Source organism: Arenivirga flava (genome assembly GCF_030161575.1).
Taxonomy (GTDB): domain Bacteria; phylum Actinomycetota; class Actinomycetes; order Actinomycetales; family Microbacteriaceae; genus Arenivirga; species Arenivirga flava.
The window spans coordinates 1,843,002-1,868,758 of the sequence record NZ_BSUL01000001.1; the positions used below are offsets into that span (position 1 = coordinate 1,843,002).

Sequence of the window (25,757 nt, forward strand, 5' to 3'; positions counted from 1 at the left end):
CCGAGTCGAAGCGCCGCGGTCAGCGGCCGGTGAGGACCACGCGCTCCAGATCGTCGCCTCGGGCGAGGAGCTGGAGGTTGCGCGCGATGTCGCGCACGCGGCCGCGGAAGGTCTGGGTGGTGACGCCCGAGATGTGGGGGGTCATGAAGACGTTGTCGAGCAGCTCGAACGGCTGCTCGGCGGGCCTGGCCGCCGCGCCCGCCGTCGGGTACGCGTACCAGGTGTCGATGACGGCTCCGCCGATGCGGCGCTCGGCCAAGGCGGTGTAGAGCGCCGCAGGGTCGACCACTGCCCCGCGCGCCACGTTGACGAGCATCGCGTCCGGTCCGAGCCGCCACAGCTCGTGCTCGCCGATGAGGTGCCGGGTCTCGGCTCGCAAGGGCAGGCACAGCACCAGCACGTCGGCCTCGTCGAGCAGCTGGTGCAGCCGGTCCACGGTCGCCGTCCAGGCGAGCCCCTCCGCGGAGCTTCCCGACCGCGACACCGCGATGCCGCGTGCGCCCAACGCCCGGAAGGCCTGCCAGGCGCGCCGACCGATATGGCCGAGGCCGACGAAGCCGACCGTCGCGCCGTCGAGGCCGGACGACTGCTGCAGAGCAGGATCGTAGACGGGCGAGGCCCAGCGCCCGTGCCGGAGCGCGGCGTCCTGCTGCTGCAGCCGCCGGCGCATGAGGACGGTGGTGGCGACCGCGTACTCCGCGATCGATGCTTCGTGGTGGAAGGTGTTGGCGACGGCGACCCCGGGCGGCAGCGCCTGCTCGTCGATGCCGTCGACACCCGCTCCGGCCACGTGCACGAGCCGGAGCGCGTCGGCGGCGGCCGTGAAGGGGGTGGTGAAGCGCGGCCCGACGAGCACGTGCGCGCCCGGCAGGGCCGGGCGATCGTCGCGTCGTCCCGCCGCTCCAACCACCGGAACCGAGTGCCTCGGGGGCTCGACGATTCGAGCAGCTCCCGATGCGGATGCAGGTTGCCATCGGCGACGACGACGTCGAGCGCGTGCTGCGGCATGCTGATCTCCTCTCGCAGGACGAGGGGATCGATCGCCGAATCGGATCACCTCGTCGTGACCTCCAGGTGGGCAAAACATACCGCCCTTTTGCTCCGAAGGTAATACCTACGAGGATTTGCGAGGCATGCAGACCGCCGTCGCGCGGATCAGCACCAGCCGATCGGCGCCGAGCAGCGGTGCGGCGAGCCCGATCCGCCCCAGCACCTCGCCGCTCAGCTCGACGCCGTTCTCCACCCAGCCGGGCAGCGCGCCGCGGTGGATGGATCGCGCCGACGGCTCCTGCACCCGCACGCGGTAGCGGCGTGCCGGGTCGAGGCCGGGCAGCAGGATGCGGCCGAACGGCGCGTCGAGAGCGTGGTCGACGACCGCCATCCTGAACAGCGCATCCGATCCGTCCTGCGACACGACGCCCTCCACCTCCACGGCGGGGATGATCGGATCCGCGTGCACCACCCGGCCGCCGTGCAGCAGCGGGCGCAGCTCCTTGTGCAGGGCGATCCAGGCGCGCAGGGTGTCGAGGTCCGCATCCGGCGTGCTCGTGAGATCCCACTCGATGCCGAAGTGCCCCCACACGGCGGTGCCGGCGCGGTAGTCGAGGTCGAGGGTGCGCCCGGTCGAGTGGTCCTGGTCGGCTCCGACGTGCGTGCCGAGCAGCTCCGGCGGCAGCAGCAGCGAGATCCAGCGCTGCATGCGCTGGCGCTCGTGCGCGTCGATGCAGTCGCTCACCCAGACGCGGTCGGCGTGCTCCATGATGCCGAGATCCACGCGTCCGCCGCCGCCGCAGCACGACTCGATCTCGAGGTCGGGATGCGCCGCTCTCAGCTCGGCGAGGAGCCGGTAGGTCGCGAGGGTCTGCGCCCGCACCCCGGGCGCGAAGGAGGGCTGGTGGCCGGCGTCGACGAGCGGACGGTTGTGGTCCCACTTGATGTAGTCGATGCGGTACTCGGCGACCAGGGCCGACATCCGCTCGAGGACGTACGCGAAGGCCTCCGGGTTGCCGAGGTCGAGCACGTGCTGCTGGCGGGAGGGCACGCCCGGGCCGCGCTCGGTGCCGAGCACCCACTCCGGGTGCGTGCGGGCCAGCTCGGAATCGAGGCTGACCATCTCGGGCTCGAACCACAGGCCGAACTCCATGCCCAGCGCGTGCACGCGGTCGGCGAGCGGACCGAGCCCGTCCGGCCAGACGTCCGGGTCGACGACCCAGTCGCCCAGGCCCGCGTCGTCGGCGCGGCGGCCGAGGAACCAGCCGTCGTCGAGCACGAAGCGCTCCACGCCGACGGCGGCGGCGCGCTCGGCGAGCTCGAGCAGCCGCGGCAGGTCGTGGTCGAAGTAGACGGCCTCCCACGTGTTGAGGATGATGGGCCGGCGCGTCGCGGGATGCTGCGGGCGCGCCCGCAGGAAGTCGTGGACGCGGCCGGCGAAGGCGTCGAGCCCCTCGCCCCACGAGGCGACCAGCCACGGCGAGGAGTAGGACTCGCCGTGGGCGAGCACGGCCTCGCGCGGCAGCAGCAGCTCGCCGCCGCGCAGCAGCTGCCAGGCGTTCGTCGTGCGCTCGGCCGCCATGACGCCGTTGCCCGACCAGGCCAGGTGCACGCCCCAGACGGCGCCGCGCCGCCAGCCGAAGCCGGGCTCGCCGGCGATGAGCACGGTCGCGTTGTCGTGGCCGGGGCGGCCTCCCCAGGCCTCGCGCGCCCAGCGGCCGGTCTCGAGGCGGTGCCGCTGCGGGGTGCGCTCGCGGGTGTGCCGCCCCGTCATGTCGAGCAGCTCGCTCGCGCTGAGCGGCACCGGCAGGCCGGGCTCGAGACCGGTGACCTCGTAGCCGTCCGGGCCGAGGTTGCGCAGGCTCGCGCGCACCCGCACGACGCCGGAGGGGTGCAGCTCGAGCTCGGTCGTGAGCTCCAGCTCGGTCGCCTCATCGAGGGCGGTGCTCAGCAGGCGCACGGCACCCGCGGGGCCGTGCGCCCATCCGCTCTCCCCCGCCTCCTGCACCACGTGGTCGACCCGCGAGGGCCCGAAGGACCAGGCCGCGCCGTCGCGGTGGCCGAGCAGGCCGGGATGGCCGAGCCAGCCCGTCGAGTGCAGCGGCACGACGCCGACGTTCGGCTGCGCGTAGACGACGGAGTCGCCCACGGGGCGGGCCAGCGCCGGGAGCAGGGCGGACACGTCGTCGTCGTCGACGGCCGTGCCCCAGTGCAGAACGGTCGGCAGCTCGTCGGCGACGGTGCGCAGGATGAGGCTGGTGCCGCCGCGGCGGAGGTGGACGACGGGAGAGGAGGTCATCAGGCGATCCTTCAGGAGAACGGGGCCGGCCCGCCACTGCTGCGGCGGGCCGGCGCGGTGGGGTGCGTCAGTCGGCGTGCTCGGCGAAGATCGCCGCGCTCGCCTCGTCCATCTCGGCGAAGACGTCGCTGTCGCGCTCACCGGTCCAGAACAGCTCGGACATCGACGAGACGGTGCTCTGCACCTCGGTGCCGCCGGAGAAGAGCGGCGACTCGTACAGCGTGCCGTCCTCGAACTGCACCGTGAAGGCGCTCGTGTCGATGCCCTGCTCGGCGAACGCCTCGGTCGTCGCGGTCATCGCCTCGGCGATGGACGGGAAGAAGGTGCCGTCGGCGCCGGCGAGCGTCTGGCACTCCTCGGTGCCGAGGTAGGAGATCCACTCCCAGGCCGCATCCTCGTGCTCCGTGCCCGCCCAGATGACGTCGGCGTTCGATCCGGAGAGCGCGCGGCGCTCGCCGATCGGGCCGACGACGCTCGGCGCGGAGCCGACGTTCACGCCGTCGAGGGCCGCGAAGGTGTTGAGGTTCCAGGAGCCGCTCTGCACCATCGCGACGGAGCCGGAGCCCAGCTGCTCGGCGATGCCGGTCGTGAACTCCTCGAAGTCGGGCGTGTAGCCCTTCGCGACGAGCGATCGGATCCACTCGGCCGTCGCCACGTAGTCGTCGTCCTCGTACTGGAAGGTGGTCGGCCAGTTCTCGGCGTCGCCGAGCTCCCACCCGGTGGTCGGCGCGAATTGGGCCCAGGTGTCCTGGCCGTTGATGCCGCCGCCGGTGAGCGTGCTCATGCCGTAGACCGCGACCGAGTCGGCGTCGAAGCCGGCCTCGTCGCCGCGCACGCCGTTCGTGTCGACGGTCAGGCGGGCGATGACGTCCTCGAACGTGCCGCCATCCTCGGGGTTCCAGGTCATAGTCGCGACGTCCTCGGCGGTGAGGCCGGCCTCGGCGAGCAGGTCCTGGTCGTAGAAGAAGGCCATCGTCGACCAGTCCTTCGGCAGGCCGTAGACGCTGCCGTCCTTGTACTCGCCCCAGGTGGTGAGCCCGATCGCGTAGCGGTCGAGGTCGAAGCCCGACTCGTCGATGCGGTCCTCCAGCGGCAGCAGCTGCCCCTGGTCGGCGAACTCGGGGTAGTAGGAGGGGTGGTTCATGAAGGTATCGGGGGCGTTGCCGCCCACGAAGCCGGCCGTGATCTTGGCCCAGTAGTCGTCCCAGACGTACTGCTTGATCTCGACGTCGATGGCCGGGTTCGCGTCCTCGAACGCGGTCTCGCAGGCGGCGTAGGAGACGGCCTGCTTGTCGTCCCAGGTCCACCAGCTGATGGTCTCGGTGCCGGAGTCGCCTCCGGTCGAGCAGCCGGCGATGGGGATCATGACGAGCACGCCGAACGCGGACGCGGCGAGCAGCTTCTTGGTGGTCATGCGGGAACTCCTTCGTTCTGGGTGATGCAGGGGGTTGCGGGGAGGTGGGGTCACTTGACGCCGGAGAAGCCCAGCGAGTTGACGATGCGTCGGCCGAAGACCAGGAAGACCAGCAGCATCGGCAGCGCCGCGAGCAGGGCGGCGGCCATGAGGCCGGCCCAGTCGGGCTGCGCCTGCGGCGACGACTGCTTGAAGACGCCGAGCGCGAGCGTGAGCGGCTGCACCGACTCGTCGTTGGCGACGAGCAGCGGCCAGAAGTAGTCGTTCCAGTAGGTGATGAAGCCGAGGATCGAGATCGTGGTGATGGGTCCGGAAGCCAGCGGGATGGTGATGCGGAAGAGGATGCGCAGCCGGCTGGCGCCGTCGAGCATCGCCGCCTCCTCGATCTCGCTGTTCATGCCGAGGAAGAACTGCCGCAGGAAGAAGATGTTGAAGGCCGAGAAGAGGGCACCGGGCAGGATGAGGCCGGCGAAGCTGTCGAGCAGCCCCAGCTCCTTGATGGTCACGAAGTTCGGCAGCAGGGTGAGGATGCCCGGGATCATGAGCGCCGAGAACAGGATGCCGAAAACGAGGTCGCGCCCCTTCCACTGCAGCCGCGAGAACGCGTAGGCCGCGAGGGTTGCGAAGAACACCTGGCAGAGCGTGGCGACGCCGGCGTAGATCACGGAGTTCACCACGAAGCCGCCGAGGTTCACCGAGACGCCCGAGCCGCCCTCGGCCTGGGCGTCGGCGGCGCTCTGCAGGCCGAGCACGCGGCCGAACGGTCCCCAGGTGAAGTCGACGGGCAGCAGCGAGGCGGGGTTCTGGATGAGCGCGAAGTTGTCGCTGAGCGCGGTGCGCAGCATCCAGGCGAAGGGGAAGACCGTGATGAGCACGACGACCGCGAGATAGACCCACGCGAGGGCGCGCCCCGGGCTGAGCCTGCGACGGCCGGCGAGGCGCCGGGCGGCGGGCGCCTCCGGCTCGGTGGCGGAAGCGGATGCGGGTGCGGGTGCGGTGGTGATGGCCATGGTCGCGCCTTTCAGCCCTGGTCCGATTCGGAGGCGCGCAGCAGTCGCATCTGCGCGAAGGAGATGACGATGAGCATCGCGAAGAGCACCAGCGACATCGCGGACGCGTACCCGAAGTCGAACTGCCCGAAGGCCTTGTCGTAGATGTACATCTGCAGCACGAGCGAGGCGTTCGCCGGCCCGCCCTTGGTGGTCACCTGCACGATGTCGAAGACCTGGAACGCCCCGATGACGGTGAGCACGAGCACCATCGCCATGATCGGCCGCAGCAGCGGCAGGGTAAGACGGCGGAACATCTGCACCTCGCCGGCGCCGTCGAGCTTGCCGGCCTCGTAGATCTGCGGCGGGATCGTCTGCAGCCCCGCGAAGACGAGGATGGTCGTGTAGCCCGCGGTCTTCCAGACGGTGATGAGCGCGAGGGTCGGCACCACCCATCCCTTGTCCGTGAGGAAGCCGACCGCGTCGCCGCCGAGCGCCTCGATCGCGATGTTCACGATGCCGAGCTGGCGGTCGAGCATCCAGGAGAAGACGACGGCCGCGACGACGTTCGAGATGAGGAACGGCAGGATCACGACCGAGCGGATGGCGGTGGAGCTGGTCAGGCGGTGCAGCACGACCGCGGTGGTCACCGACACGAGCATGGTGAGCGCGACCGTGAGGATGACGAAGTAGATCGTCGTGCCGAGCGACGACCAGAACTTGGCATCGCCGCCGAGCTCGACGAAGTTGTCGAGGCCGATCCACTCGGGATCGCTGAGCACGCGGTAGTCGGTGAAGCTCAGGTACACGCCGCGCAGCGCCGGGTACGCGGCGAAGACGATGAAGCCGAGGATCGACGGCGCGATGAGCAGCCAGGCGAGCCTGGCGTCGCCGCGGCGCGCGCTGGAGGCGGAGGACCGCGGGGGTCGGAGGGTGGCGCGTCCGGCGGGAGCCGGGGCGGTGATGCGCTCGGTGGTCACGATGACTCCTTCGTCTCGTCGCGACCTCGGGGAGTGGTCGCTCGATCGATGCGGCGACGATGACTTTATCGATCGCTTTATCGATCAAGAGGATACGATGAACGCGTCGGGCGTGAATGTCAAGCGGCGCCCGCGATCGTCGAGGGAGACCGACCGGATGCGCGACCACCTGCACGAGCCCGGCGCATGACCGCGCGCCGTCGTCGTCCCGCATCCGCTGCCCGCCCGCGTATCAAGGACGTCGCGCTCGCCGCGGGCGTCTCGGCGCAGACGGTCTCGAACGTGCTCAACGACAAGCCCGGCTTCACCGAGGAGACCCGCGACCGGGTGCTGCAGGCCGTGGCCGAGATCGGTTACATCCGCGACGCGGCCGCCCGCGCGCTGCGCACCGGGCAGTCGCGGCGCATCGCGTTCAGCATGAACAGCGACAACCTCGACCCGCGCAACCCGTTCGCGCTCACTTTCCTGCAGGCCGCCATGACCACGGCCAGCGAGCTCGACCGGCGGGTGATCGTGCTCATGCACGAGCGTGAGGAGGACGGCTCGTTCGCCGCCGACCTCGCCGACCGCGAGGCCGACGGCTTCCTGCTCGCCAACAGCGGCCCCGGCGACTACCGGGTGCGCCTGCTCGAGCAGGCCGGCGTGCCGTACGCGCTCATGGGCCGCACCGCGCCCGGTCAGTCGCAGGCCTGGATCGACATCGACAACGCCGCCGCCATGACCGGGGCGGTCGACCGGGTGGTCGAGCACGGCTTCACGCGCGTGGCCTACGCCGGCTACGCCGACGGCGGCGCCTGGCTGCAGGACCGTCTCGACGGCACCCGCGCGCGCCTCGCGCACCACGGCCTCGCGCTGCGCGACGACTTCGTGCTGGAGGCGTCCCTGCCCGAGCTCGAGCCGTGGGTGCGCGCGCTGCTGCAGCGGGAGGACCGACCGGATGCGATCGTCACCGCGAGCGACTCCATCGGCATCATGGTCGTCAACGTCGCGCACGCGCTCGGGCTCGACGTGGGCGGCCACCTGGCGGTCACGGGATTTGACGGGGGCGTGCTGGCGACCACCGTCATCCCTCCGCTCACGACCGTCGAGATCCCGGTCGCCGAGATCGCGAGCCGGCTCATGCACCGGCTCGTCGACGAGATCGAGCGGGGCCGGACGGATGCGCCGGGCGAGATCATCGCCACGGCGTTGCAGGAGGGACGCACGGCGTAGTGCCGCTCCTCCGCGCCCCGTGCCGCTCAGGTGCGAGGATCGAGGCGAGCGGATGCCGGGAGGAGCGGACATGGGCTTCAGCGACGACGAGAAGCGGGCGATGCAGCGGCGCGCCGAGGAACTGCGCGGCACGAAGGGCCTGAAGGGCGCGGCGAAGCTTGCCCGCGAGCTCGAGGCCTGCCTCGCGGTGATCGACGGGCTCGAGGGCCTCGACGCCGAGGTCGCCACGACCCTCCACCGCATCGTCGGCGACGAGGCGCCGCACCTCAACCCGAAGACGATGTACGGCTTCCCGGCCTACGCCGACGGCGAGGGCAAGGTCGTCATGTTCGTGCAGCCGAAGTCGACGTTCGACACCCGCTACCCGACCGTCAACTTCGACGAGCGCGCCAACCTCGACGACGGCGACCTGTGGCCGACGTCCTTCGCGGTCGTCGCGGTGACGGATGCGGTCGAGCGGACGCTGCGCGAGCTGGTGCGGCGCGCGGTCTCGTAGCGGATCGGTGCGCGGCGCTCAGCGCGCCGACGACGTGCGCCGCTTCAGCCAGCCCCACACGACGGTCGCGGCGAACAGCACGAGACCGACGACGGCGAGCCAGAGCAGCCCCTCGACGACGAACCCGACGATGGACAGCACGACCCAGAGGATCAGCAGGGCGACGACGATCTTCAGCATGCGCCCGACGCTAGCCGCGGCTCGGCCCGGGGGAGCGGATGAGGCGCTGCCGTTCAGCGTCAAGCGGGTGCCGTCGGCGCCGCGGACTGCGGTTCACGAGCGGGGAGACTTCGCTCTCCACTCGTGATGCGCGCAGGAAGGTGGCCGTCGCCGAACCGGAGGCAGGCGCCGGAACGACGGCTAGAACGCGCCAGTCGTCATCCCCGCCGAACCGGATGAAGGTGTGGTGAGCAGGTTGTCGCTTCCCGGCTCCCACGCATCGGCCGTGTTCGGCGAGCCGGCCTCCTGTCGTTTGATGCATTTCCACTCGACCGAGGTGCTGGGCGGCAGATTACTGATCACGCCCGTCCAGGTCGGGTAGGCGCTCGGCTCGAGTTTCATCGCGCTGGCGGGCGACCAGTTTCCGAGCTGGGGGATGCTGCCGACGACGTAAACGGACAGCCCGGGGGAGGTGTTGCCCCACTCGCAGGCGAAGGTGGCCCAGACCGGCTCCTCCCCGAGTGTGAAGGCGAAGCTCCGCGCCGTCGTCACGCTCGCGCTCGGCGCCTTCGCCACGACCATGTCGCCGCCGGCGTTGCACCAGCCGCTCGCCGCGGCGTCGAAAGCCGCCTTGTTCGCGTGCTCGGCCAGCGGCGTGCCGCCAAGCGTTACCGAAGCCGCCTGCTCTCCGTCGATGACGAGCTGCACGACCGCCGGACGGCTCGAGGGGGCACCTGCGTAGGTCCCGCTCGCTCCTCCGATCGTCACCGTCGCCACGCCCCCGACGACGGACTGGCCGATGACGGTCTCGCGGCCCGCGCCGTCCTCGTAGGCCACCGTCTCACCGTCGTCTTCGTAGAGGATGAAGTCGGTTGGGTTCGATGCTCGGCGACGCGCTGCTCGTCGCACCGGTCCTCGAACCGGGCGCCCGACTGTGGAGCGTCTATCTGCCCGACGGTGATTGGGTGGAGGCCTCCACCGGCAAGCCGTTCCAGGGCGGCCGCCTGATCGACGTCGATGTCCGCGAGCGCACCGCCGTGCCGTTGTTCGTGGCGGCGGAACGCTGGGAGTCCTTGCGACCGGTGCTCGTCGGCTAGGAGCCCCGGAGCGGTTGCGCTCGACCCGCACCCGTTCTCTGCGCACTCCGACCGGGTTGAAGCCGCGGCGAGCCATCTCCGGGAACAGCGCTCACGACGGCGAGGGGTGCCAGGAGACCTCTCCCCCGGCGCCCTCTCGTCGGGCCTGCTGCTGCTGGTTCAGCGGCGCGGCGATCATGCTTCGATGACCACAACCGCAGACTGAGAGGAGAGTGACTGAGATGACCATGTCCCTGAAGGACTTCGTAGCCGAGCACCCGGTCGACCGGGAGCGCGTCGACGCGCAGAAGGGGCGGATGCTCGCCGAGGTTCGCGCCTACCGCCTCCGTGAGCTGCGAGAGCAAGCTGGGCTGACCCGAGCACAGCTGGCCGAGCGCATCGGTGTGGGACAGCGCCAGGTCTCCAAGATCGAGCACGGAGACCTCGAGAGCGCGAAAGTCGGAACGATCCGCAGCTACCTCGAGGCCGTCGGTGGCGGGCTCGCCATCGAGTACATCGTGGGAGACCAGCGCGTCCAGGTCGCTTGACTCGAGTTTTGCGCGCCCCGACATGACAAAGGCCCCGCCTCCCAAGTGTTTCTAGGGGAGTCGGGGCCTTCACAATGGCGGTGACGGTGGGATTTGAACCCACGGTAGGGGGTTACCCTACACAACTTTTCGAGAGTTGCACCTTCGGCCGCTCGGACACGTCACCGGGATCGAGCATAGACGAGACGGAGGGCCGGCGCCAATCGGCCGGCCGCATCCGCTCAGCCGCCATTGACGACGAACAGCAGGAGCAGCGCCGGCAGGAGCAGGGGCTCGAGGAGGGAGCCGACCTGGTCGCTCGCGCTCACCGTATCGATGCACCGCCCGTCGACCTTCGCCTCCACCGCGTTGCCGCCCGCGGGCACTCGACTCGGGTCCGGTTCATGCCCGGGATCCCCGGAGACGGCGTGCTGGGCATCGTCGTTCGCGAGGCCGAGCGTCAAGTACCCGAAGCCGTCGCCGACCTCCGTGGCGACCAGCCAGCGGTCGTAGCTGAACATCATGCCGTCGCCCTCGAACAGGCGCACTCCGCTCGCCGTGAGCGCTGCGATCGCCTGCTCGAACTCGCCGTCCGGGTCGCCGGTCACGGTCGCCGTGCGCCGGTATTCGAAACGCTCCCCGCCGCCTTCGCACGGCTCGCTGACCCAGCGCTCAGCGGCCGGTCCCGGGATCGCCGGTTCCAGCAAGGCTCGCATCCGGTCCTGCTCAGCCTCGACGAGCGGTGCGGAGACCGCCTGCGCCGAGACGACGGCCCACAGCCCGGCAGCAGCGACCACGCTGCCCAGCGCGATCGCGCCCGTCCTCCACCGCATCCGGATCCCCCATCCGCTCGTGCTCGGAGCGTACCGCGTCGGTGGTCGCCCCTACGCTGGCTGCATGGCCAAGGCGACCGCGAACTTCCGCTGCACCGAGTGCGGGTGGACCAGTCTCAAGTGGGTCGGCCGCTGCGGCGAGTGCCAGTCGTGGGGCACCGTCGAAGAAGCGGATGCACCCACCGGCAAGCGCGTGAACGCGATCGTGCCCAAGGACGGCCGGCAGGCGCAGCCCATCACCGAGGTGAGCACCACCAGCGCGGTCTACCGCCCCACCGGCATCGGCGAGTTCGACCGGGTGCTCGGCGGTGGCGTCGTGCCGGGCGCGGCCATCCTGCTCAGCGGCGAGCCGGGCGTGGGCAAGTCGACGCTGCTGCTCGAGGTCGCCTCGCGCATCGCGGCGCAGGGCGCCCGCGTGCTCTACGTCAGCGCCGAGGAGAGCGCGTCGCAGGTGCGGCTGCGCGCCGAGCGCACCAACGCGCTGCACCCTCCTCTTCCTCGCCAGCGAGTCGGATCTCGCCGCCGTGCTCGGCCAGGTCGACGCGGTGAAGCCGAACCTGCTCATCGTCGACAGCGTGCAGACCGTCTCGAGCAGCCTCAACGACGGGCTCGCGGGCGGCACCTCGCAGGTGCGCGAGGTGGCCTCCACGCTCATCCGCGTCGCCAAGGAGCGCGACCTTCCGGTGCTCATCGTCGGCCACGTCACCAAGGACGGCTCGATCGCCGGACCGCGCACGCTCGAGCACCTCGTCGACGTCGTCTGCCACTTCGAGGGCGACCGGCAGAGCGCGCTGCGCTTCGTGCGCAGCCTCAAGAACCGCTTCGGATCGACGGAGGAGGTGGGCTGCTTCGAGATGACCGGCGACGGCATCCAGGAGGTCGCCGACCCGACCGGGCTCTTCCTCTCGCGCTCGACCCAGCCGGTGAGCGGCACCTGCGTGGCCGTCACGGTGGAGGGACGGCGTGCGCTGCCCGTCGAGGTGCAGGCGCTGATCGTCAACAGCTCCTCGCCGCAGCCGCGCCGCGTCGTGAACGGTGTCGACGGGTCGCGCGTGGCGATGCTGCTCGCCGTGCTCGAGCGGCGCGCCGGTCTCAAGCTCGGCGACGCGGACGTCTACGTCTCCACGGTCGGCGGCATCACCCTCACCGAGCCGGGCGCCGACCTGGCCATCGCGCTCGCCATCGCGAGTGCGGCGCGCGACACCCCACTGCCGGGCAATCTTGCCGCCATCGGCGAGATCTCGCTCGCCGGCGAGGTGCGCGCGGCGAGCGCCTCCGACCGCCGGCGCTCCGAGGGTGCCCGGCTCGGCTTCAGCACGATCGTCGGCGACGAGGCGGCCACCCTCCGCGAGGGGCTGCGGCGGGCCTTCGCCGCCGCGCAGACCGGGGGCCCGGCGGTGCCCGACTTCTGACCCGCCGTCAGCGCAGCTCGAACTGGCGGGCCTCGGATGAGGTCACGCCGTTGATCGTCACCTCGAGGTTGTAGAAGCCCGGCGAGACGAGCGAGCCGCCCTCGCAGTCACCCTCGATGCTGCGGGTGCGGTTCCAGACCAGGGGCGTCGAGCTGGCGAGCTGCTGACCCGCCTCGAGCACGACCTCGGCCTCCTGCGGCTCGGCGTCGCAGTCCGTCGACAGCCAGATCTGCTCGGAGCCGCTCGTGATGAGGAATTGCTGGTTCTCGGTGCCCGCGTCGAGCAGGCAGGCGGACTGGCTGACGTTCGTCACCGACAGGGTCAGCTGCGGCAGCACGCCCTCGCCGTAGCTCTGGGCATCGGTGAGCGCGGCGACCTGCAGGGCCGTGCCCGGGCATGGCGTGCTCGCAGGGTCGACCGAGGCGCTGGGCTCGGGAGCCGGCTCGTCGGCGGGTTGCTCCTGCGAGGCGCTCGCCTCGGGGCTCGCGCTGGGTGCAGGCGCCGTGGCCGGCTCGCCGCCGAAGGGCCGCACCACGATGAGCACGATCACCAGCACCACAGCGATGAGCCCGCCGAGCAGCACCAGCCTGCGACGGCGGTACACCGCGGCGGACACCGGACGGTTCGACTGCTGCTCGGACATGCGGCCAGGCTACCGGCGGCGCGGATGCGGGTGGCGCAGGTGGGGCCCGTTCGGGTCGCGGGCCCGGGTCGCAGCTCACCTGCCCAAGTCGCTGGCGCTGGCGCTGGCTATGCACGTTTGGGGTGCCTTCGCGACGTTGGGGCATGCACGCGCACGCCCCAATGTCGCGGAAGCGCCCCAAAGCCTCTCGACCAGGCGCCGATGCATGGCTGCACCGCCCGAGTACCCGACGACGGAGTACCGGAACGACAAAGGTGCTGTCGTGCGACAGCACCTTTGTCGTTCCGGTACTCCCTCAGCCCGGGAGCGCCCGGGAGCACGCGGGAGCGCCCGGGAGCGCGCGAAGGGCGGCCGCACCGTGGTGCGACCGCCCTCCGGACGAACGGAGCCCGCGGGTTACGCCGGCGCCGCCCGACGACGCGCGATGACCAGCACCGCACCCGCCGCCAGCATCAGCGCACCGAACACCAGCGCCGGAGCCACCTGCGCACCCGTGTCCGCCAACGACGCCGTACCCGCGTCTGCCACGGTCACCGACTGCCAACCGATCACGTTCCCGTCCGCATCCAGCACCGCCAGACGATGCGCACCCGCCGGCAGATCGGACGGCAGCTCGATGGTCACGTAGCCGGCAGCGTCGACCTGCACCCAGCCGTCGCTCACGAGCAGCGGCGTCGAGTACAGCCACACCCGCACCCAGTCGCCCGCGTACTGCTCGCCGACGAAGATGCGGATCGTCTGCCCGGCCGAGAGCGACCGGTCGTCGACCGTGATGCGGTTCTCGAGCGCCGCCGTCAGCGACGCCGCGGGAGCGGGCGCCAGCGCGGTGCCGGGCTGCTCGGCGCCGGGGTCGCCCGGGGTGCCGGGCCCACCGGGCTCGGTGCCGTCCACGACCGTGCCACGGCCGAGCGCCGCCGGCTCGACCGGGTCGACGGCCTCGAAGTAGGAGACCGCGGCCGCGAGATCCACGATGCCGGTGTCCGCCCGCGCCGTGCCCTCGGCCAGGGTGCCGAAGTTGTCGCCACCGGAGGCCAGGAACGAGTTCGTCGTCGCACGCACGACGTCGTCGGCTCCGAGCTGCTCGCCATCGACCGAGACCGAGACGATGCGGGAGCCCGCGGCGGCCGTCGGGTCGTACGTGTAGTCCACGTTCGCCGACAGGCCCAGGTTGAGGAACGGACGGCTGGCACCGGCGGGCTGCCACTGCTCCTCCAGCACCTGGGCGAGCTGCTCGCCGGTCAGGTCCATGGTGAACAGGCTGTTGGCGAAGGGCTGCACGTTCGCCACCTCGCGGTAGGTCACCGTGCCGTCCTCGCCGAACAGCAGGTCGTCGCGCACACCGCCGGGGTTCATGATCGCGATGTCCGAGTCGACGCTGCCGCCGAACTCGGGGCTCTCGCTCGTCGCCCACAGCTGAATGTCCGCGATCAGGTTGCCCAGCGCCGACTCCGCTCCGCGGTCGTCGTCGCCGTTCGGCAACTTCGCGCGGGTGATGTCGCCGGTGATGCTGCCGATCTCCTGACCGCCGATCTCCTCGGCCGCTGCGACCGCCTCGGCCACGATGGCCGCAACCTCGCGGTCGGCGGGGAAGAGCGCGCGCTTCGCGGTCCTGTCGACGAGCGGCACGATCCCGGCGCGCACGTCGAGCAGCTCGCCCGTGGTGCGATCGACGTCGAACTCGAGGCGGTCGAGCGCGCCGCCGTACTCGCCGGTCTGCAGCACCGGCCGCTCCACGCCGCCCTCGGGGGCGATCCAGCAGTCGTACTGCTGGTGCGTGTGCGCCGAGATGATGGCATCGACCGACGGCGTCACGTCGTTGACGATGGCCGCGAAGTCGTCGCCGGCCGCCACCATGGCGTCGCAGTCCGCCGCGCCGGCACCCTCGTGGGTGAGGAGCACGATCACGTCGGCCAGGCCGTCCGCCTCGATCTCCCCCGCGACGCGGTTGACCGCCTCGACCTGGTCGCCGAAGACGAGCCCCTCGATGCCGGCGGGGTTGACAGCGGATGCGGTCTGCTCGGTCACGGTGCCGATGAAGGCCACATCGACACCGTCGACGGAGCGGATCGCGTACTCCTCCAGCACTGGTTCGCCCGTCGCCTCGTCGTATACGTTCGCACCCAGCGCGAAGTCGACGCCTCCGAGGCCAGGGATCACACGATCGCGCAGATCGGCGAAGCCGCGGTCGAACTCGTGGTTGCCGACGACCGACAGGTCCAGCCCGGCCGCGCGGAGCGCGTCGATGGTCGGCTGGTCGTCCTGCGAGAACGAGGTGAACGTCGAGCCGCCGATGTTGTCTCCGGCGGAGACGAACAGCGTGTTGCGGTTGTCGAGGCGGAACCGGTCGACGGCCCCCGCAAGCACTGCGGCACCCGCCACACCCCCACCGGGGTTCGCCTCGAGACGACCGTGGAAGTCGTTGATGCCGAGCACTTGCACGGTCGTCGTGTCCGACAGGTTCAGACCGACGAGCACGGGGTCGTGGTCGCTGGAGCGGAAGACGTCCGCCGCGTAGAGCTGGCTGACGTTGGTGTTGTACCGGCTGTACTCGAACGCCGGCGACTCGACCGAGTTGATGTTCCAGATGTCCGCACCGACGACCGTCTCGGCAGCAGCCTCGTTCGCGAAGACGTAGTCGAGCGAACCGACGGAACCGTCGAAGGCGTAGGTGTGCTCACCGGTCGTCGCGCCGATGTCGGTGAAGCCCGCCGTACGGATCACGTCGATCGGCGCCTCCATCGCGTAGGAGTTGAAGTCGCCGACCAGGAAGACGCGGTCGTCGTCGGTGGTGAACGAGCGGACCCAATCGGTCAGGCTCTCGGCCTGCCGAACGCGGTCGCCCGAGTAGTAGCCCTCGCCCTCGTCCTCGTTGTCGGTGCCGGCGGTCTCCTCGTCCGAGCCGCCCTTCGACTTGAAGTGGTTGCTCACGACCAGGAACTCCTGGTCGGCGCCGCCGTCGAGCGGACGGAACCACTGCGCGAGCGGTTCGCGGGCGTTCGAGAAGTTCGGGTCGCCGATCAGCATGAGCGACTCGCCGACCGTCTCCACGACGTCGGAGCGGTAGATGAAGGCGTTGCGGATCACGTCCTCGTCATCGATCGCAGGACGCGCCTGCGGCGACGCAGCGTACGCCCATGCCTCGGAGCCCTCGGCCAGGTTCAGCCGGCGGACGAGGTCGGCGACGGCCTCATCGCGGTCCGCACCGAACTTGGCGCTGTTCTCGATCTCCTCCAGCGCGACGACGTCGGCTCCGAGGCCGCGGATGGCGGCGACGATCTTCGCTGCTTGACGGTCGAGGTTGGCCTCATCCGCGGCACCGCGGACGTCGCAGCCCCGGGCGGTGATGGGGTTGCCGGCCCGGTCGCGGTACACGTTCGTGCAGCCTTCATCCGCTGCCGTCCTCGTGAAGTAGTTCAGCACGTTGAACGTGCCGATCTTCACGTCGCCGGCGATCGGACGCGGTGCGGACTCGCGGGTCGCATCGAAGGCCACCGGCACCTCGGTGCCCTCGGAGGGCTGCAAACGCCACGTGCCGAAGGCGTAGCCGAGCACGGCGCCCTCCGTGACGGTCGCCGAGGCGCCGACACGGGCAGGCGCCTTCCGGGAGAGGTAGGGCAGCGGCACGTCGGTGGCGTCGTCCTGGTAGTCGAAGCCCCGGGCGTCGTCGAGGACCAGTACCTCGTCGAGCAGCGCGAGCTGCGCCTCGTACGCCGGGCTGTCCACCGCACCCGCCGTGGTCGGATTCAGGATGGGCTCCGTGCCCGGCGTGAGCGCGACCTCGCCGTAGGTGTTCGCGTTGTAGACGTTCGTGACCGTCATCGCGCCGACGGGCTGCACGAGCATCGACTCGTAGCGCTCGAGCTCCCCATCGCCGAGCGGCCAGGCCAGCTCGGTGACGGTGGGCAGCTCACCCTCGCCGAGGTCCTCGACTTGGGCGGCGGGATCGCCGAGCTGCACCTTCGTGACGCCGAACTGCTCGCGCACGACTCCGGTGACCCGCACCGCGTCGCCGACCTCGAGCTGCGCGACGTCGGGCGCCTGGTTCTCGGGCCACTGCACGAAGACGGCGTGGGACGCCTCGCCCTCGACACCACCGGTGCCGGCGGTCTGGATGTGGAGGCCGGCCTCGTCACGGTCCTCGAGGAACGAGCCGATGACGACGCCCTCGGTGGTGACGGTGTCGCCGACGAGCGGGCTCTCGGCGCCGGTGCCCTGGATCTCGGCGATGGAGCGGATGCTCGGCTCGGCCGGCTCGGCCGGCTCGGCCGGCTCGGTCGGCTCGTCGGGCTGCTCCGGCTGCTCGGGTTCGCCCGGCTGCTCCGGCTCGCCCGGCTCCGGCGCTGGAGCCTGCGTCTCGCCCGCAGCGTTGGTCGGGGTCGGCGCACCGACCGCGAAGTCGGCGGCGTTGCTGTCCGTGTCGCCGCTGGTGCGGGCGATCGATCCGGTGAGGCTGGACTTCGGTCCCGCGGCCGTCTCGAAGGTGTTGCTCTCCCCGAAACCGACCACATCGACCACGTCGAGCGCCTCGTGCCCGGCGACATCGCCCGTGATGCCCGTGGCGGGGAGCGTCGCGGCCTGGTCGCTCAGGAAGTAGGTCCCACCTGCGGCGGCGGGGTTCAGCGATCCGCTCTCCAGATCCGGCGTCGGCAGCTCGGCGCCGGCGCCCCCGTTGGAGCCGACGCGGACGAGGAAGTGGCCGTCGGCGGCGATCATCCCGGACAGTGCGAGATTGCCGGTGGGTACGCCCGTACCCCCGCGAGCGCGGTACTGCAGCGACCATCCGTCGAGGGAGACCGAGGCGTCCCCGATGTTCTTCAGCTCGACGAACTTGTCCGCGAGCAGCGCGCCATCGCTGCCACCGTTCGCGTACACCTCGCTGATGACGACGGACGTCGACGGCGCGGCGTACGCCGGCGTCGAGATGAGCGGCGCGAACAGGAGCGCGCCCGCCGTGCAGACCGCCACCCCCGTCCCGACGCGGAAGGATCTGGGCATGGAAGGGCCTCTCGGATGCTGTGCAGGGACTCCCGAAACGCTATGGAGAGCGCGCATCCGCCCGATTCCCGCCACGTTACGGTCGGGTTAATTCTGCCCCTCCAACGAGTGACACGCCAGGGTCAGAGCGTCTTGAGCATCCGGGTGTTGCCGAGCGTGTTGGGCTTCACGCGCGCGAGGTCCAGGAACTCGGCGACACCCTCATCCGATGACTGCACGAGCTCCGCGTAGACCTCGGGCGACACCACATGCTCGCCGATCGGCAGGTAGCCCTGGCGCCCGAAGAAGCCCGTCTCGAAGGTGAGGCAGAACAGGCGCTGCAGGCCGAGCTCGCGGGCGTCCTCCTCGAGCCGGCGCAGGATGGCGTGCCCGACGCCCTGATGGATCCAGTCCGGGTGCACGGCCACGGTGCGCACCTCGCCGAGGTCCTGCCAGAGCACGTGCAGGGCGCCGCAGCCGATGAGGTTGCCCACCTCGTCCTCGACGACGCGGAACTCCTGCACCGCCTCGTAGAACACGACGGCGTTCTTGCCGAGCAGGATGCGGCGCTGCACGAACGGCTCGACGAGCCGCATGACGGCGGGCACGTCGGTGGTGCGGGCGCGGCGCACGGAGAACTCGGGCATGCCTCCAGGCTAGTCCCGGGGCCCGTCGGTCTCGGGCAGCGCGGTGCGATCGCCGTGGGCGGTGCGCCGCCGCGGGATGCACAGGGCCAGCACGGCGCTGGCGATCGACGCGATCGCCCCGGCCACGAAGCTCAGCTGGAAGCCCTCCTCGGTCGGCACCCGCCCGTCGCCGAACGGCTGCGAGAGCGCGGCGAGCATCGCTCCGACCGAGGCGGATGCGGCGGTCGTGCCCAGCGCTCGCATGAGAGCGTTGAGCCCATTGGCCGCGGCCGTCTCCGTCGGCGGCACCGCGCTCATGATGAGGGTGGGCATGGCCGCGTAGCCGAGCCCGATGCCGATGCCGATCAGCACCGAGAGCAGCACGACCGCCCAGACGTCGCCGCTGATGAGCGTGGCCAGCAGGTAGGTGACGGCCATGATCAGCGATCCGGTGACGAGCATGATCCGGCCCCCGATCACGCGCAGCAGCGTGGCCGACAGCGGCGAGATGGCCATCATCACCAGCCCGCTGGGCATGAGCACGAGGCTGGCGACGAGCATGCTCTGCCCGAGGCCGACCCCGGTCTCGGCCGGCAGCTCGAGCAGTTGCGGCAGGGAGATGTTGCTGCTGAAGAGCGCGAAGCCCATGCCGACGGAGGCGAGGTTCGTCAGCAGCACGGCCGGCCGCGCTGCGACCCTGAGGTCGACGATGGGGCTGTCGATGCGCAGCTGGAACCAGCCCCAGAAGACCAGCACCGCGAGACCGCCGACGCCGAGGCCGAGGGTGCCCGGTGCGGTCCAACCCCAGACGGGGCCCTGCGTGGCCGCGAGCAGCACACCGCCGAGCCCGGCGGCCATGAGCAGCGAGCCCGGCACGTCGACGCGCCCCTCGCTGCGCAGGGTGCTCGGCGGCACGACGATCAGCGACAGCACGATGTTGAGCACACCGAGTGCGCCGGCGAGCACGAAGAGCGCGTGCCAGTCGAAGGCCTCGCTGACGAGCGCGCTGATCGGCAGGCCGAGGGCGGCGCCGACCCCGAGCGTGGCGCTCATGAAGGCGATGCCGCCGGGCATCCGCTTCGGCGGCAGCACGTCGCGCATGATCGCGATGCCGAGCGCGACGACGCCCTGCGAGAGTCCCTGCAGGGCGCGACCGACGAGCAGCATCGTGAGGGAGCCGGCCAGGGCGCAGACCAGCGAGCCGATGACGAGCAGCCCCAGCAGCGCGAGCAGCACGCTCTTCTTGCCGTAGAGGTCGCCGATGCGTCCGGCGATCGGCGTCGAGATGGCGCCGGCGAGCAGCGAGACCGTCACGACCCAGGCCGTGTTCTCGGCAGGCTCGCCGAGCAGCTCGGGCAGCCGCGACTGGATCGGCACAACCAGGGTCTGCATGAACGAGGCGCTCAGGCCGGCGAGTCCGAGCGCGGCGATGATCGCGCCCGGGCCGGGGCGTCTCGTGAGCCGGCTCCGGGCATCCGCTGCGTCGTTCATCCGCCCACGATTCTACGCCCGCCCTCCGACACGCGTCGGGGACGGCGGAAGGCCGGCCCCCGAGGGGACCGGCCTTCCGAGCGGACGAGCGGATGCGGTCAGGCGTTGTCGCCCGCGGTGATCGCCTCCGGCTCGACCCAGCCCTCCTGCTTGCTGGTGGTGAACACGAACTCGCCGTCGATGAAGTCGACGTGCACGTGGTCGCCGGCGTGCAGCTCGCCGTGCAGGATCTTCTCGCTGAGCGCGTCCTCGACCTGCTGCTGGATGGCGCGGCGCAGCGGTCGGGCGCCGAGCGCCGGGTCGTGGCCGACCTGGATGAGGCGCTCCTTGGCGGCCAGCGTCAGCTCGATCGTCATGTCGCGGTCGAGCAGGCGCTCGCTGAGGCGCTTGCCGAACAGGTCCACGATCTGCAGCAGCTCGGCGGGGCTGAGCTGCGGGAAGACGATCGTGTCGTCGACGCGGTTGAGGAACTCGGGCTTGAAGTGCTTCTTCAGCTCCTCGCTCACCTTGGCGCGCATGCGGTCGTAGCTCACGGCCGAGTCGTTCTCGACCTGGAAGCCCACGGGGCCGCCGGCGATGTCGCGCGCACCGAGGTTGGTGGTCATGATGATCACCGTGTTCTTGAAGTCGACGACGCGGCCCTGACCGTCGGTCAGGCGTCCCTCCTCCAGGATCTGCAGCAGCGAATTGAAGATGTCCGGGTGGGCCTTCTCGATCTCGTCGAAGAGCACCACGCTGAACGGACGGCGGCGCACCTTCTCGGTGAGCTGGCCGCCCTCCTCGAAGCCGACGAATCCGGGGGAGCACCGAAGAGGCGCGAGACCGTGTGCTTCTCGCCGTACTCCGACATGTCGAGCGAGATCAGCGCACCCTCGTCGTCGAAGAGGAACTCGGCGAGCGCCTTGGCGAGCTCGGTCTTGCCGACGCCGGTGGGGCCGGCGAAGATGAACGAGCCCGAGGGTCGCTTCGGGTCCTTGAGGCCGGCGCGGGTGCGGCGGATGGTCTTCGCCAGCGCGGCGATGGCCTGCTCCTGGCCGATGACCCGCTGGTGCAGGGCCTTCTCCATGAAGACGAGTCGGGCCGACTCCTCCTCGGTGAGCTTGAAGACGGGGATGCCCGTGGCCGCGGCCAGCACCTCGGCGATCACGCCCTCGTCGACGGTGCCCGACGCCTTGACGTCGCCCGAGCGCCACTGCTTCTCGAGGCGCAGCCGCTCGCCGAGCAGCTTCTTCTCCTCGTCGCGCAGGCTCGCGGCCTTCTCGAAGTCCTGCTCCTCGATGGCCGACTCCTTGGCGGTGCGCACGCCGGCGATCTTCTCGTCGAACTCGCGCAGCTCCGGCGGGGCCGAGAGGATCGACAGGCGCAGGCGTGCGCCGGCCTCGTCGATCAGGTCGATGGCCTTGTCGGGCAGGAAGCGGTCCTGCACGTAGCGGTCGGCGAGGTTCGCCGCCGAGACGATGGCGCCATCGGTGATCGAGACCTTGTGGAAGGCCTCGTACTTGTCGCGCAGTCCCTTGAGGATGTTGATCGAGTGCGCGATGGAGGGCTCGTGCACCTGCACCGGCTGGAAGCGGCGCTCGAGCGCGGCGTCCTTCTCGAAGTGCTTGCGGTACTCGTCGAGCGTGGTCGCGCCGATCGTCTGCAGCTCGCCGCGGGCCAGCAGCGGCTTGAGGATCGAGGCCGCGTCGATGGCGCCCTCGGCGGCGCCGGCGCCCACGAGCGAGTGGATCTCGTCGATGAAGACGATGATGTCCCCGCGGGTCCGGATCTCCTTGGTCACCTTCTTCAGGCGCTCCTCGAAGTCGCCGCGGTAGCGGCTGCCCGCGATGAGCGAGCCGAGGTCGAGCGAGTAGAGCTGCTTGTCCTTCAGCGTCTCGGGCACGTCGCCGCGCACGATCGCCTGGGCGAGGCCCTCGACGACGGCGGTCTTGCCGACGCCGGGCTCGCCGATGAGGACGGGGTTGTTCTTGGAGCGGCGGGAGAGGATCTGCATGACCCGCTCCGCCTCCTTCTCCCGGCCGATGACGGGGTCGAGCTTGCCGTCGCGCGCGGCCTGCGTGAGGTTGCGGCCGAACTGGTCGAGGATCTGCGAGCCGCCCTGCGCCTGCTGCGGCGACTCGTTGCCGCCGACGGTGGCCTGCTCCTTGCCCTGGTAGCCCGAGAGCAGCTGGATGACCTGCTGGCGCACCTTGTTGAGGTCGGCGCCGAGCTTGACCAGCACCTGAGCCGCCACGCCCTCGCCCTCGCGGATGAGGCCGAGTAGGATGTGCTCGGTGCCGATGTAGTTGTGGCCGAGCTGCAGCGCCTCGCGCAGGCTCAGCTCGAGCACCTTCTTGGCGCGCGGCGTGAAGGGGATGTGGCCGGTCGGCTGCTGCTGACCCTGGCCGATGATGTCCTGCACCTGCTCGCGCACGGAGTCGAGCGAGATGCCCAGCGACTCGAGCGCCTTCGCGGCGACGCCCTCGCCCTCGTGGATGAGGCCGAGGAGGATGTGCTCGGTGCCGATGTAGTTGTGGTTGAGCATCTTGGCCTCTTCTTGGGCCAAGACGACGACCCGACGGGCACGGTCGGTGAATCTCTCGAACATTGCTGACTCCCTGGGCATCCGATGCGGGTGGATGCGCGTCTCGCGGCATGGACCGTGGCTGCGGTCCGCGTACGAAGAGCGTAACGACGCCCGGGGCGCCTGACTGCCCCTGTTCGCTCACGGCGGGACGGCGCCGGGAGCAGCGGATGCGGGCGGTTAGCATCCCGACCATGAGCAACCTTGAGCGCGACCCCGACGAGGTGCTGCTGGAGCGCGCGGACGGGCCGGAAGTGCAGATCCTCGAGCCCCGCGAGGTGCCCCTCGGCGGCCCGCGCGCGCTCGCGGTGCGCCGCACGCTCCCGCAGCGCCGCCGCAGCCTCATCGGCGCCTGGTGCTTCGTGGACCACTACGGACCCACGCCGTCCCGCTCCGACCGCGTCATGGACGTGCCGCCGCACCCGCACACCGGTCTGCAGACCGTCACCTGGCTCTTCGCCGGCACGGTCGAGCACCGCGACTCGGTCGGCTCGCTGGCGACGATCCGCCCCGGGCAGGTGAACCTGATGACGGCGGGCAGCGGCATCCAGCACTCCGAGCGGTCGCAGACGGATGCGCGGGGTCTGCACGGTGTGCAGCTCTGGACCGCGCTGCCGGACGCGCACCGGCACGACGCCCCGTTCTTCGAGCACGCGGATGCGCATCCGCTCGTCGTCGACGACGCCAGCCTGCAGGTCTTCGCGGGCTCGCTCGACGGCACCGCCTCGCCCGTCACGACCCTGACCCCGCTGCTCGGCGCGCAGCTCGACCTGCCCGCCGGCGGCTCGGTCGCGCTGACCGCGTCGGCCGCGTTCGAGTACGGCCTGCTCGTCGACGCCGGCGCGGCGACCCTGCAGGGCCACGCGGTCGCGGCGGGCGAGCTCGCCTACCTGGCGCCGGGGTGCTCGACGATCACGGTGACCGCCGGCGATGAGCCGCTGCGCGCCGTGCTGCTCGGCGGCGAGCCGCTCGGCGAGCGGATCGTCATGTGGTGGAACTTCGTGGGCCGCAGCCACGACGAGATCGAGCGCTACCGCGCCGAGTGGCAGCGGCGCATCGCGGACGGGCCCTCGCAGCGGTTCGGCGTCATCGACGACCCGGCCGCACCGCTGCCGGCGCCGACGCTGCCGGGCGTGCGCCTCCGCCCGCGGGAGTGACCCTTGCGCGCCTTATCGAGCATCGTTATGTTAACGACCATCGTGAACAACGATCATCGATAAGGGGCAAGGACATGAGCGACACATCGACCTTCGAGCGCACGACCGAACGGGGCATCCTCTACGCCGTGGGCACCGGGGCGCTGCTCGTCGGAGCGGCCGCCGTGCTGCTCGGCGGCACCCAGCTGATCGTCGACGCGGTCGCCGATGCGGTGCCATTGCGCCTCGAGGTCGACCACGCGCTGCCCGGGGGCGTCGGCGGCGGCACCGCGACGCTGATCGAGGGCGCGTACGACTCGGCCGCGGTCACCGCGAGCGGTCTGTCAGCGGGCGTGGTGACCCTCCTCACCATCGCGCGCGCCTTCGAACTGCTCACGACCGCCGCCGTCGCCTGGTCGGTCGCCTGGCTCGCCTGGAAGCTGCTGCGCGGCCGGCCCTTCGCCGCCTCCGTCGCCAACGCCCTCGCGACCGCGGGCGCATCGCTGCTCATCGGCGGCCTGCTCAGCCAGGGGCTCGGAGGCTTCGGAGCGTGGGTCGCGATCGAGGAGCTGCTCGGCGACGTCTCACCCGAGGCCGACCCGTTCTTCCCGCTCGTCATGGCCTTCGACCCGGCACCGCTCGGCTTCGGCCTGGCCACGCTGCTCATCGCCATCGCCTTCGAGCGCGGCCGCCGCCTGCAGCAGGACACCGAGGGCCTCGTCTGATGGGCGATGCCGAGCTCACCGGTGTGCACTGCCGCCTGGACGAGCTGCTCGCCGAGCGCGGGATGACGCTCACGCGGCTGAGCGAGGAGGTCGGCGTCAGCCTGGTGAACCTGTCGGTGCTCAAGAACGACCGCGCCAAAGCGATCCGCTTCAGCACGCTGATCGCCATCTGCGAGGCGCTCGACTGCGCGATCGGCGAGCTCCTGGTGCGCGCCGAGCGGTGACCGGCAGCCGCCGGTTCGACGACCCTCCGAAGACGGGGGTGAGCTTTCGCTGACCGAGCCGGTAATCTTGCCGAGATTAACCATCATGCTGTCCATGGGAAGGCCCTAATGACCGAGAGCCGCACCGCGGTCGTGATCGAGGACGACGCCGACATCCGCGAGCTCATCGAGCTCGTGCTCGTGCAGTCGGGCTTCACCGTCCACGCCGCCGGCGACGGGTTGACCGGAGTGGAGCTCGTCCGCGAGCACTCCCCCGAGGTCATCACGCTCGACGTCGGCCTACCCGACATCGACGGGCTCGAGGTCACGCGCCGCGTCCGTCAGTTCAGCGATGCATACATCGTCATGCTCACGGCTCGATCGGAGGAGGCGGACACGCTCCTCGGTCTCGACGCGGGCGCCGACGACTACCTCATCAAGCCGTTCCGTCCGCGCGAGCTGCGCGCGCGCGTGGCGGCGATGCTGCGACGGCCGCGCGCCGCCGCCGAGGCCGCTGCCGAGCCCACTGCTCCGGCCCCTGCGGCTGCCGCGCCGGCCGCCGCGCCGAGCGGCCGCGGCTTCACGGCCGATGAGGGCACGGTCTACACGCACAACGGGCTGACCCTCGCCGTCGAGACGCGCGAAGTCAGCCTGGGCGGTGTGGAGCTGCAGCTCACCCGTACCGAGTTCGACCTGCTCGCCTCGCTCCTCGCGAGCGGCCGTCGTGTGCGCTCCAAGGCCGACCTCGTCGCCGAGCTCCACGCGGACGAGTACTCCGTCACCGGCCGCGTCGACGAGGCCGAGGAGCGCGCCGTCGAGGTGCACCTGGGCAACCTGCGCCGCAAGCTCGACGACAACCCCCGCACGCCGCAGTGGATCGAGACCGTCCGCGGCGTCGGCTACCGGCTCGCACCCGCCCGCTGGAACGTGCCCTCCATCCAGTAGCGCGCATCCGCTCCGCCGGCAGGCCCCGACCATCGCGGTCGGGGCCTGCTGCGTTCGCTCGCAT

The 25,757-nt window shown here is 71.0% G+C and carries 20 protein-coding genes, 1 tRNA gene and 2 pseudogenes; 9 read left to right on the plus strand and 14 right to left on the minus strand.

Annotated features, from left to right (window positions below; translation table 11 throughout):
* Positions 1-19: 19 nt before the first annotated feature.
* The 5 genes from QQK26_RS08875 to QQK26_RS08895 form a co-directional block, all read right to left on the minus strand.
* Entirely contained in the window at positions 20-910 is an 891-nt protein-coding gene (locus QQK26_RS08875; protein ID WP_284231885.1) for a 2-hydroxyacid dehydrogenase, read from the minus strand.
* Between the two features lie 204 nt (positions 911-1,114).
* On the minus strand, positions 1,115-3,289 hold the full coding sequence (locus QQK26_RS08880; protein WP_284231886.1) for an alpha-galactosidase: 2,175 nt from the start codon (positions 3,287-3,289) through the stop codon (positions 1,115-1,117).
* A gap of 67 nt (positions 3,290-3,356) precedes the next feature.
* Positions 3,357-4,703: an ABC transporter substrate-binding protein gene (locus QQK26_RS08885; RefSeq protein ID WP_284231887.1), complete on the minus strand. Its 1,347-nt coding sequence runs from the start codon at positions 4,701-4,703 to the stop codon at positions 3,357-3,359.
* 50 nt (positions 4,704-4,753) lie between these two features.
* Complete coding sequence (locus QQK26_RS08890; RefSeq protein WP_284231888.1) at positions 4,754-5,713, minus strand: carbohydrate ABC transporter permease; 960 nt, start codon at positions 5,711-5,713, stop codon at positions 4,754-4,756.
* Between the two features lie 11 nt (positions 5,714-5,724).
* Positions 5,725-6,672, minus strand: coding sequence for a carbohydrate ABC transporter permease (locus tag QQK26_RS08895; protein ID WP_284231889.1), 948 nt, complete (start codon positions 6,670-6,672; stop codon positions 5,725-5,727).
* Between the two features lie 186 nt (positions 6,673-6,858).
* Between QQK26_RS08895 and QQK26_RS08900 the strand changes: the two genes are divergently transcribed.
* Together QQK26_RS08900 and QQK26_RS08905 are read left to right on the plus strand one after the other, a co-directional pair.
* The gene (locus QQK26_RS08900; RefSeq protein ID WP_284231890.1) at positions 6,859-7,884 is read left to right on the plus strand and encodes a LacI family DNA-binding transcriptional regulator; all 1,026 of its coding nucleotides are present in this window, start codon (positions 6,859-6,861) and stop codon (positions 7,882-7,884) included.
* 70 nt (positions 7,885-7,954) lie between these two features.
* On the plus strand, positions 7,955-8,380 hold the full coding sequence (locus QQK26_RS08905; protein WP_284231891.1) for a hypothetical protein: 426 nt from the start codon (positions 7,955-7,957) through the stop codon (positions 8,378-8,380).
* An 18-nt stretch (positions 8,381-8,398) separates the two neighbouring features.
* On the opposite strand, the gene QQK26_RS08910 is transcribed toward QQK26_RS08905, so the two are convergent.
* Together QQK26_RS08910 and QQK26_RS08915 are read right to left on the minus strand one after the other, a co-directional pair.
* Positions 8,399-8,560: a hypothetical protein gene (locus tag QQK26_RS08910; protein WP_284235389.1), complete on the minus strand. Its 162-nt coding sequence runs from the start codon at positions 8,558-8,560 to the stop codon at positions 8,399-8,401.
* A 180-nt stretch (positions 8,561-8,740) separates the two neighbouring features.
* On the minus strand, positions 8,741-9,376 hold the full coding sequence (locus QQK26_RS08915) for a carbohydrate-binding module family 20 domain-containing protein (RefSeq protein WP_284231892.1): 636 nt from the start codon (positions 9,374-9,376) through the stop codon (positions 8,741-8,743).
* A gap of 44 nt (positions 9,377-9,420) precedes the next feature.
* Between QQK26_RS08915 and QQK26_RS08920 the strand changes: the two genes are divergently transcribed.
* Together QQK26_RS08920 and QQK26_RS08925 are read left to right on the plus strand one after the other, a co-directional pair.
* On the plus strand, positions 9,421-9,636 hold the full coding sequence (locus QQK26_RS08920; RefSeq protein ID WP_284234527.1) for a TIM-barrel domain-containing protein: 216 nt from the start codon (positions 9,421-9,423) through the stop codon (positions 9,634-9,636).
* 221 nt (positions 9,637-9,857) lie between these two features.
* A complete protein-coding gene (locus QQK26_RS08925) occupies positions 9,858-10,163 on the plus strand; it encodes a helix-turn-helix domain-containing protein (RefSeq protein WP_284231893.1) in 306 nt (101 codons plus the stop codon).
* 75 nt (positions 10,164-10,238) lie between these two features.
* On the opposite strand, the gene QQK26_RS08930 is transcribed toward QQK26_RS08925, so the two are convergent.
* A tRNA-Ser gene (locus QQK26_RS08930) sits at positions 10,239-10,329 on the minus strand.
* Between the two features lie 55 nt (positions 10,330-10,384).
* Positions 10,385-10,975: a hypothetical protein gene (locus QQK26_RS08935; RefSeq protein ID WP_284231894.1), complete on the minus strand. Its 591-nt coding sequence runs from the start codon at positions 10,973-10,975 to the stop codon at positions 10,385-10,387.
* Between the two features lie 64 nt (positions 10,976-11,039).
* Between QQK26_RS08935 and radA the strand changes: the two are divergent.
* Positions 11,040-12,387 (plus strand): annotated as a pseudogene (gene radA, locus QQK26_RS08940) (DNA repair protein RadA).
* 7 nt (positions 12,388-12,394) lie between these two features.
* Here the strand turns inward: radA and QQK26_RS08945 are convergent.
* The 5 genes and pseudogenes from QQK26_RS08945 to QQK26_RS08965 all read right to left on the minus strand — a co-directional run bounded on the left by QQK26_RS08945 (position 12,395) and on the right by QQK26_RS08965 (position 22,708).
* On the minus strand, positions 12,395-13,030 hold the full coding sequence (locus tag QQK26_RS08945) for a hypothetical protein (protein WP_284231895.1): 636 nt from the start codon (positions 13,028-13,030) through the stop codon (positions 12,395-12,397).
* 396 nt (positions 13,031-13,426) lie between these two features.
* Positions 13,427-18,025 carry an ExeM/NucH family extracellular endonuclease gene (locus tag QQK26_RS08950; protein WP_284231896.1) on the minus strand — a complete coding sequence of 1,533 codons (4,599 nt, stop codon included), beginning with the start codon at positions 18,023-18,025 and terminating at the stop codon, positions 13,427-13,429.
* Between the two features lie 122 nt (positions 18,026-18,147).
* A complete protein-coding gene (locus QQK26_RS08955) occupies positions 18,148-18,651 on the minus strand; it encodes an amino-acid N-acetyltransferase (RefSeq protein ID WP_284231897.1) in 504 nt (167 codons plus the stop codon).
* A gap of 9 nt (positions 18,652-18,660) precedes the next feature.
* Positions 18,661-20,121, minus strand: coding sequence for an MFS transporter (locus QQK26_RS08960; protein WP_284231898.1), 1,461 nt, complete (start codon positions 20,119-20,121; stop codon positions 18,661-18,663).
* A 98-nt stretch (positions 20,122-20,219) separates the two neighbouring features.
* Positions 20,220-22,708 (minus strand): annotated as a pseudogene (locus QQK26_RS08965) (ATP-dependent Clp protease ATP-binding subunit).
* Between the two features lie 170 nt (positions 22,709-22,878).
* On the opposite strand from QQK26_RS08965, the gene QQK26_RS08970 reads away from it, so the two are divergent.
* The 4 genes from QQK26_RS08970 to QQK26_RS08985 all read left to right on the plus strand — a co-directional run bounded on the left by QQK26_RS08970 (position 22,879) and on the right by QQK26_RS08985 (position 25,693).
* The gene (locus QQK26_RS08970; RefSeq protein ID WP_284231899.1) at positions 22,879-23,841 is read left to right on the plus strand and encodes a pirin family protein; all 963 of its coding nucleotides are present in this window, start codon (positions 22,879-22,881) and stop codon (positions 23,839-23,841) included.
* Positions 23,842-23,915: 74 nt separating this feature from the next.
* On the plus strand, positions 23,916-24,545 hold the full coding sequence (locus tag QQK26_RS08975; RefSeq protein ID WP_284231900.1) for a hypothetical protein: 630 nt from the start codon (positions 23,916-23,918) through the stop codon (positions 24,543-24,545).
* Complete coding sequence (locus QQK26_RS08980) at positions 24,545-24,769, plus strand: helix-turn-helix domain-containing protein (protein ID WP_284231901.1); 225 nt, start codon at positions 24,545-24,547, stop codon at positions 24,767-24,769. The genes QQK26_RS08975 and QQK26_RS08980 overlap by 1 nt, the downstream gene beginning before the upstream one ends.
* A gap of 108 nt (positions 24,770-24,877) precedes the next feature.
* Complete coding sequence (locus QQK26_RS08985) at positions 24,878-25,693, plus strand: response regulator transcription factor (protein WP_284231902.1); 816 nt, start codon at positions 24,878-24,880, stop codon at positions 25,691-25,693.
* The last annotated feature ends 64 nt before the right edge of the window (positions 25,694-25,757 follow it).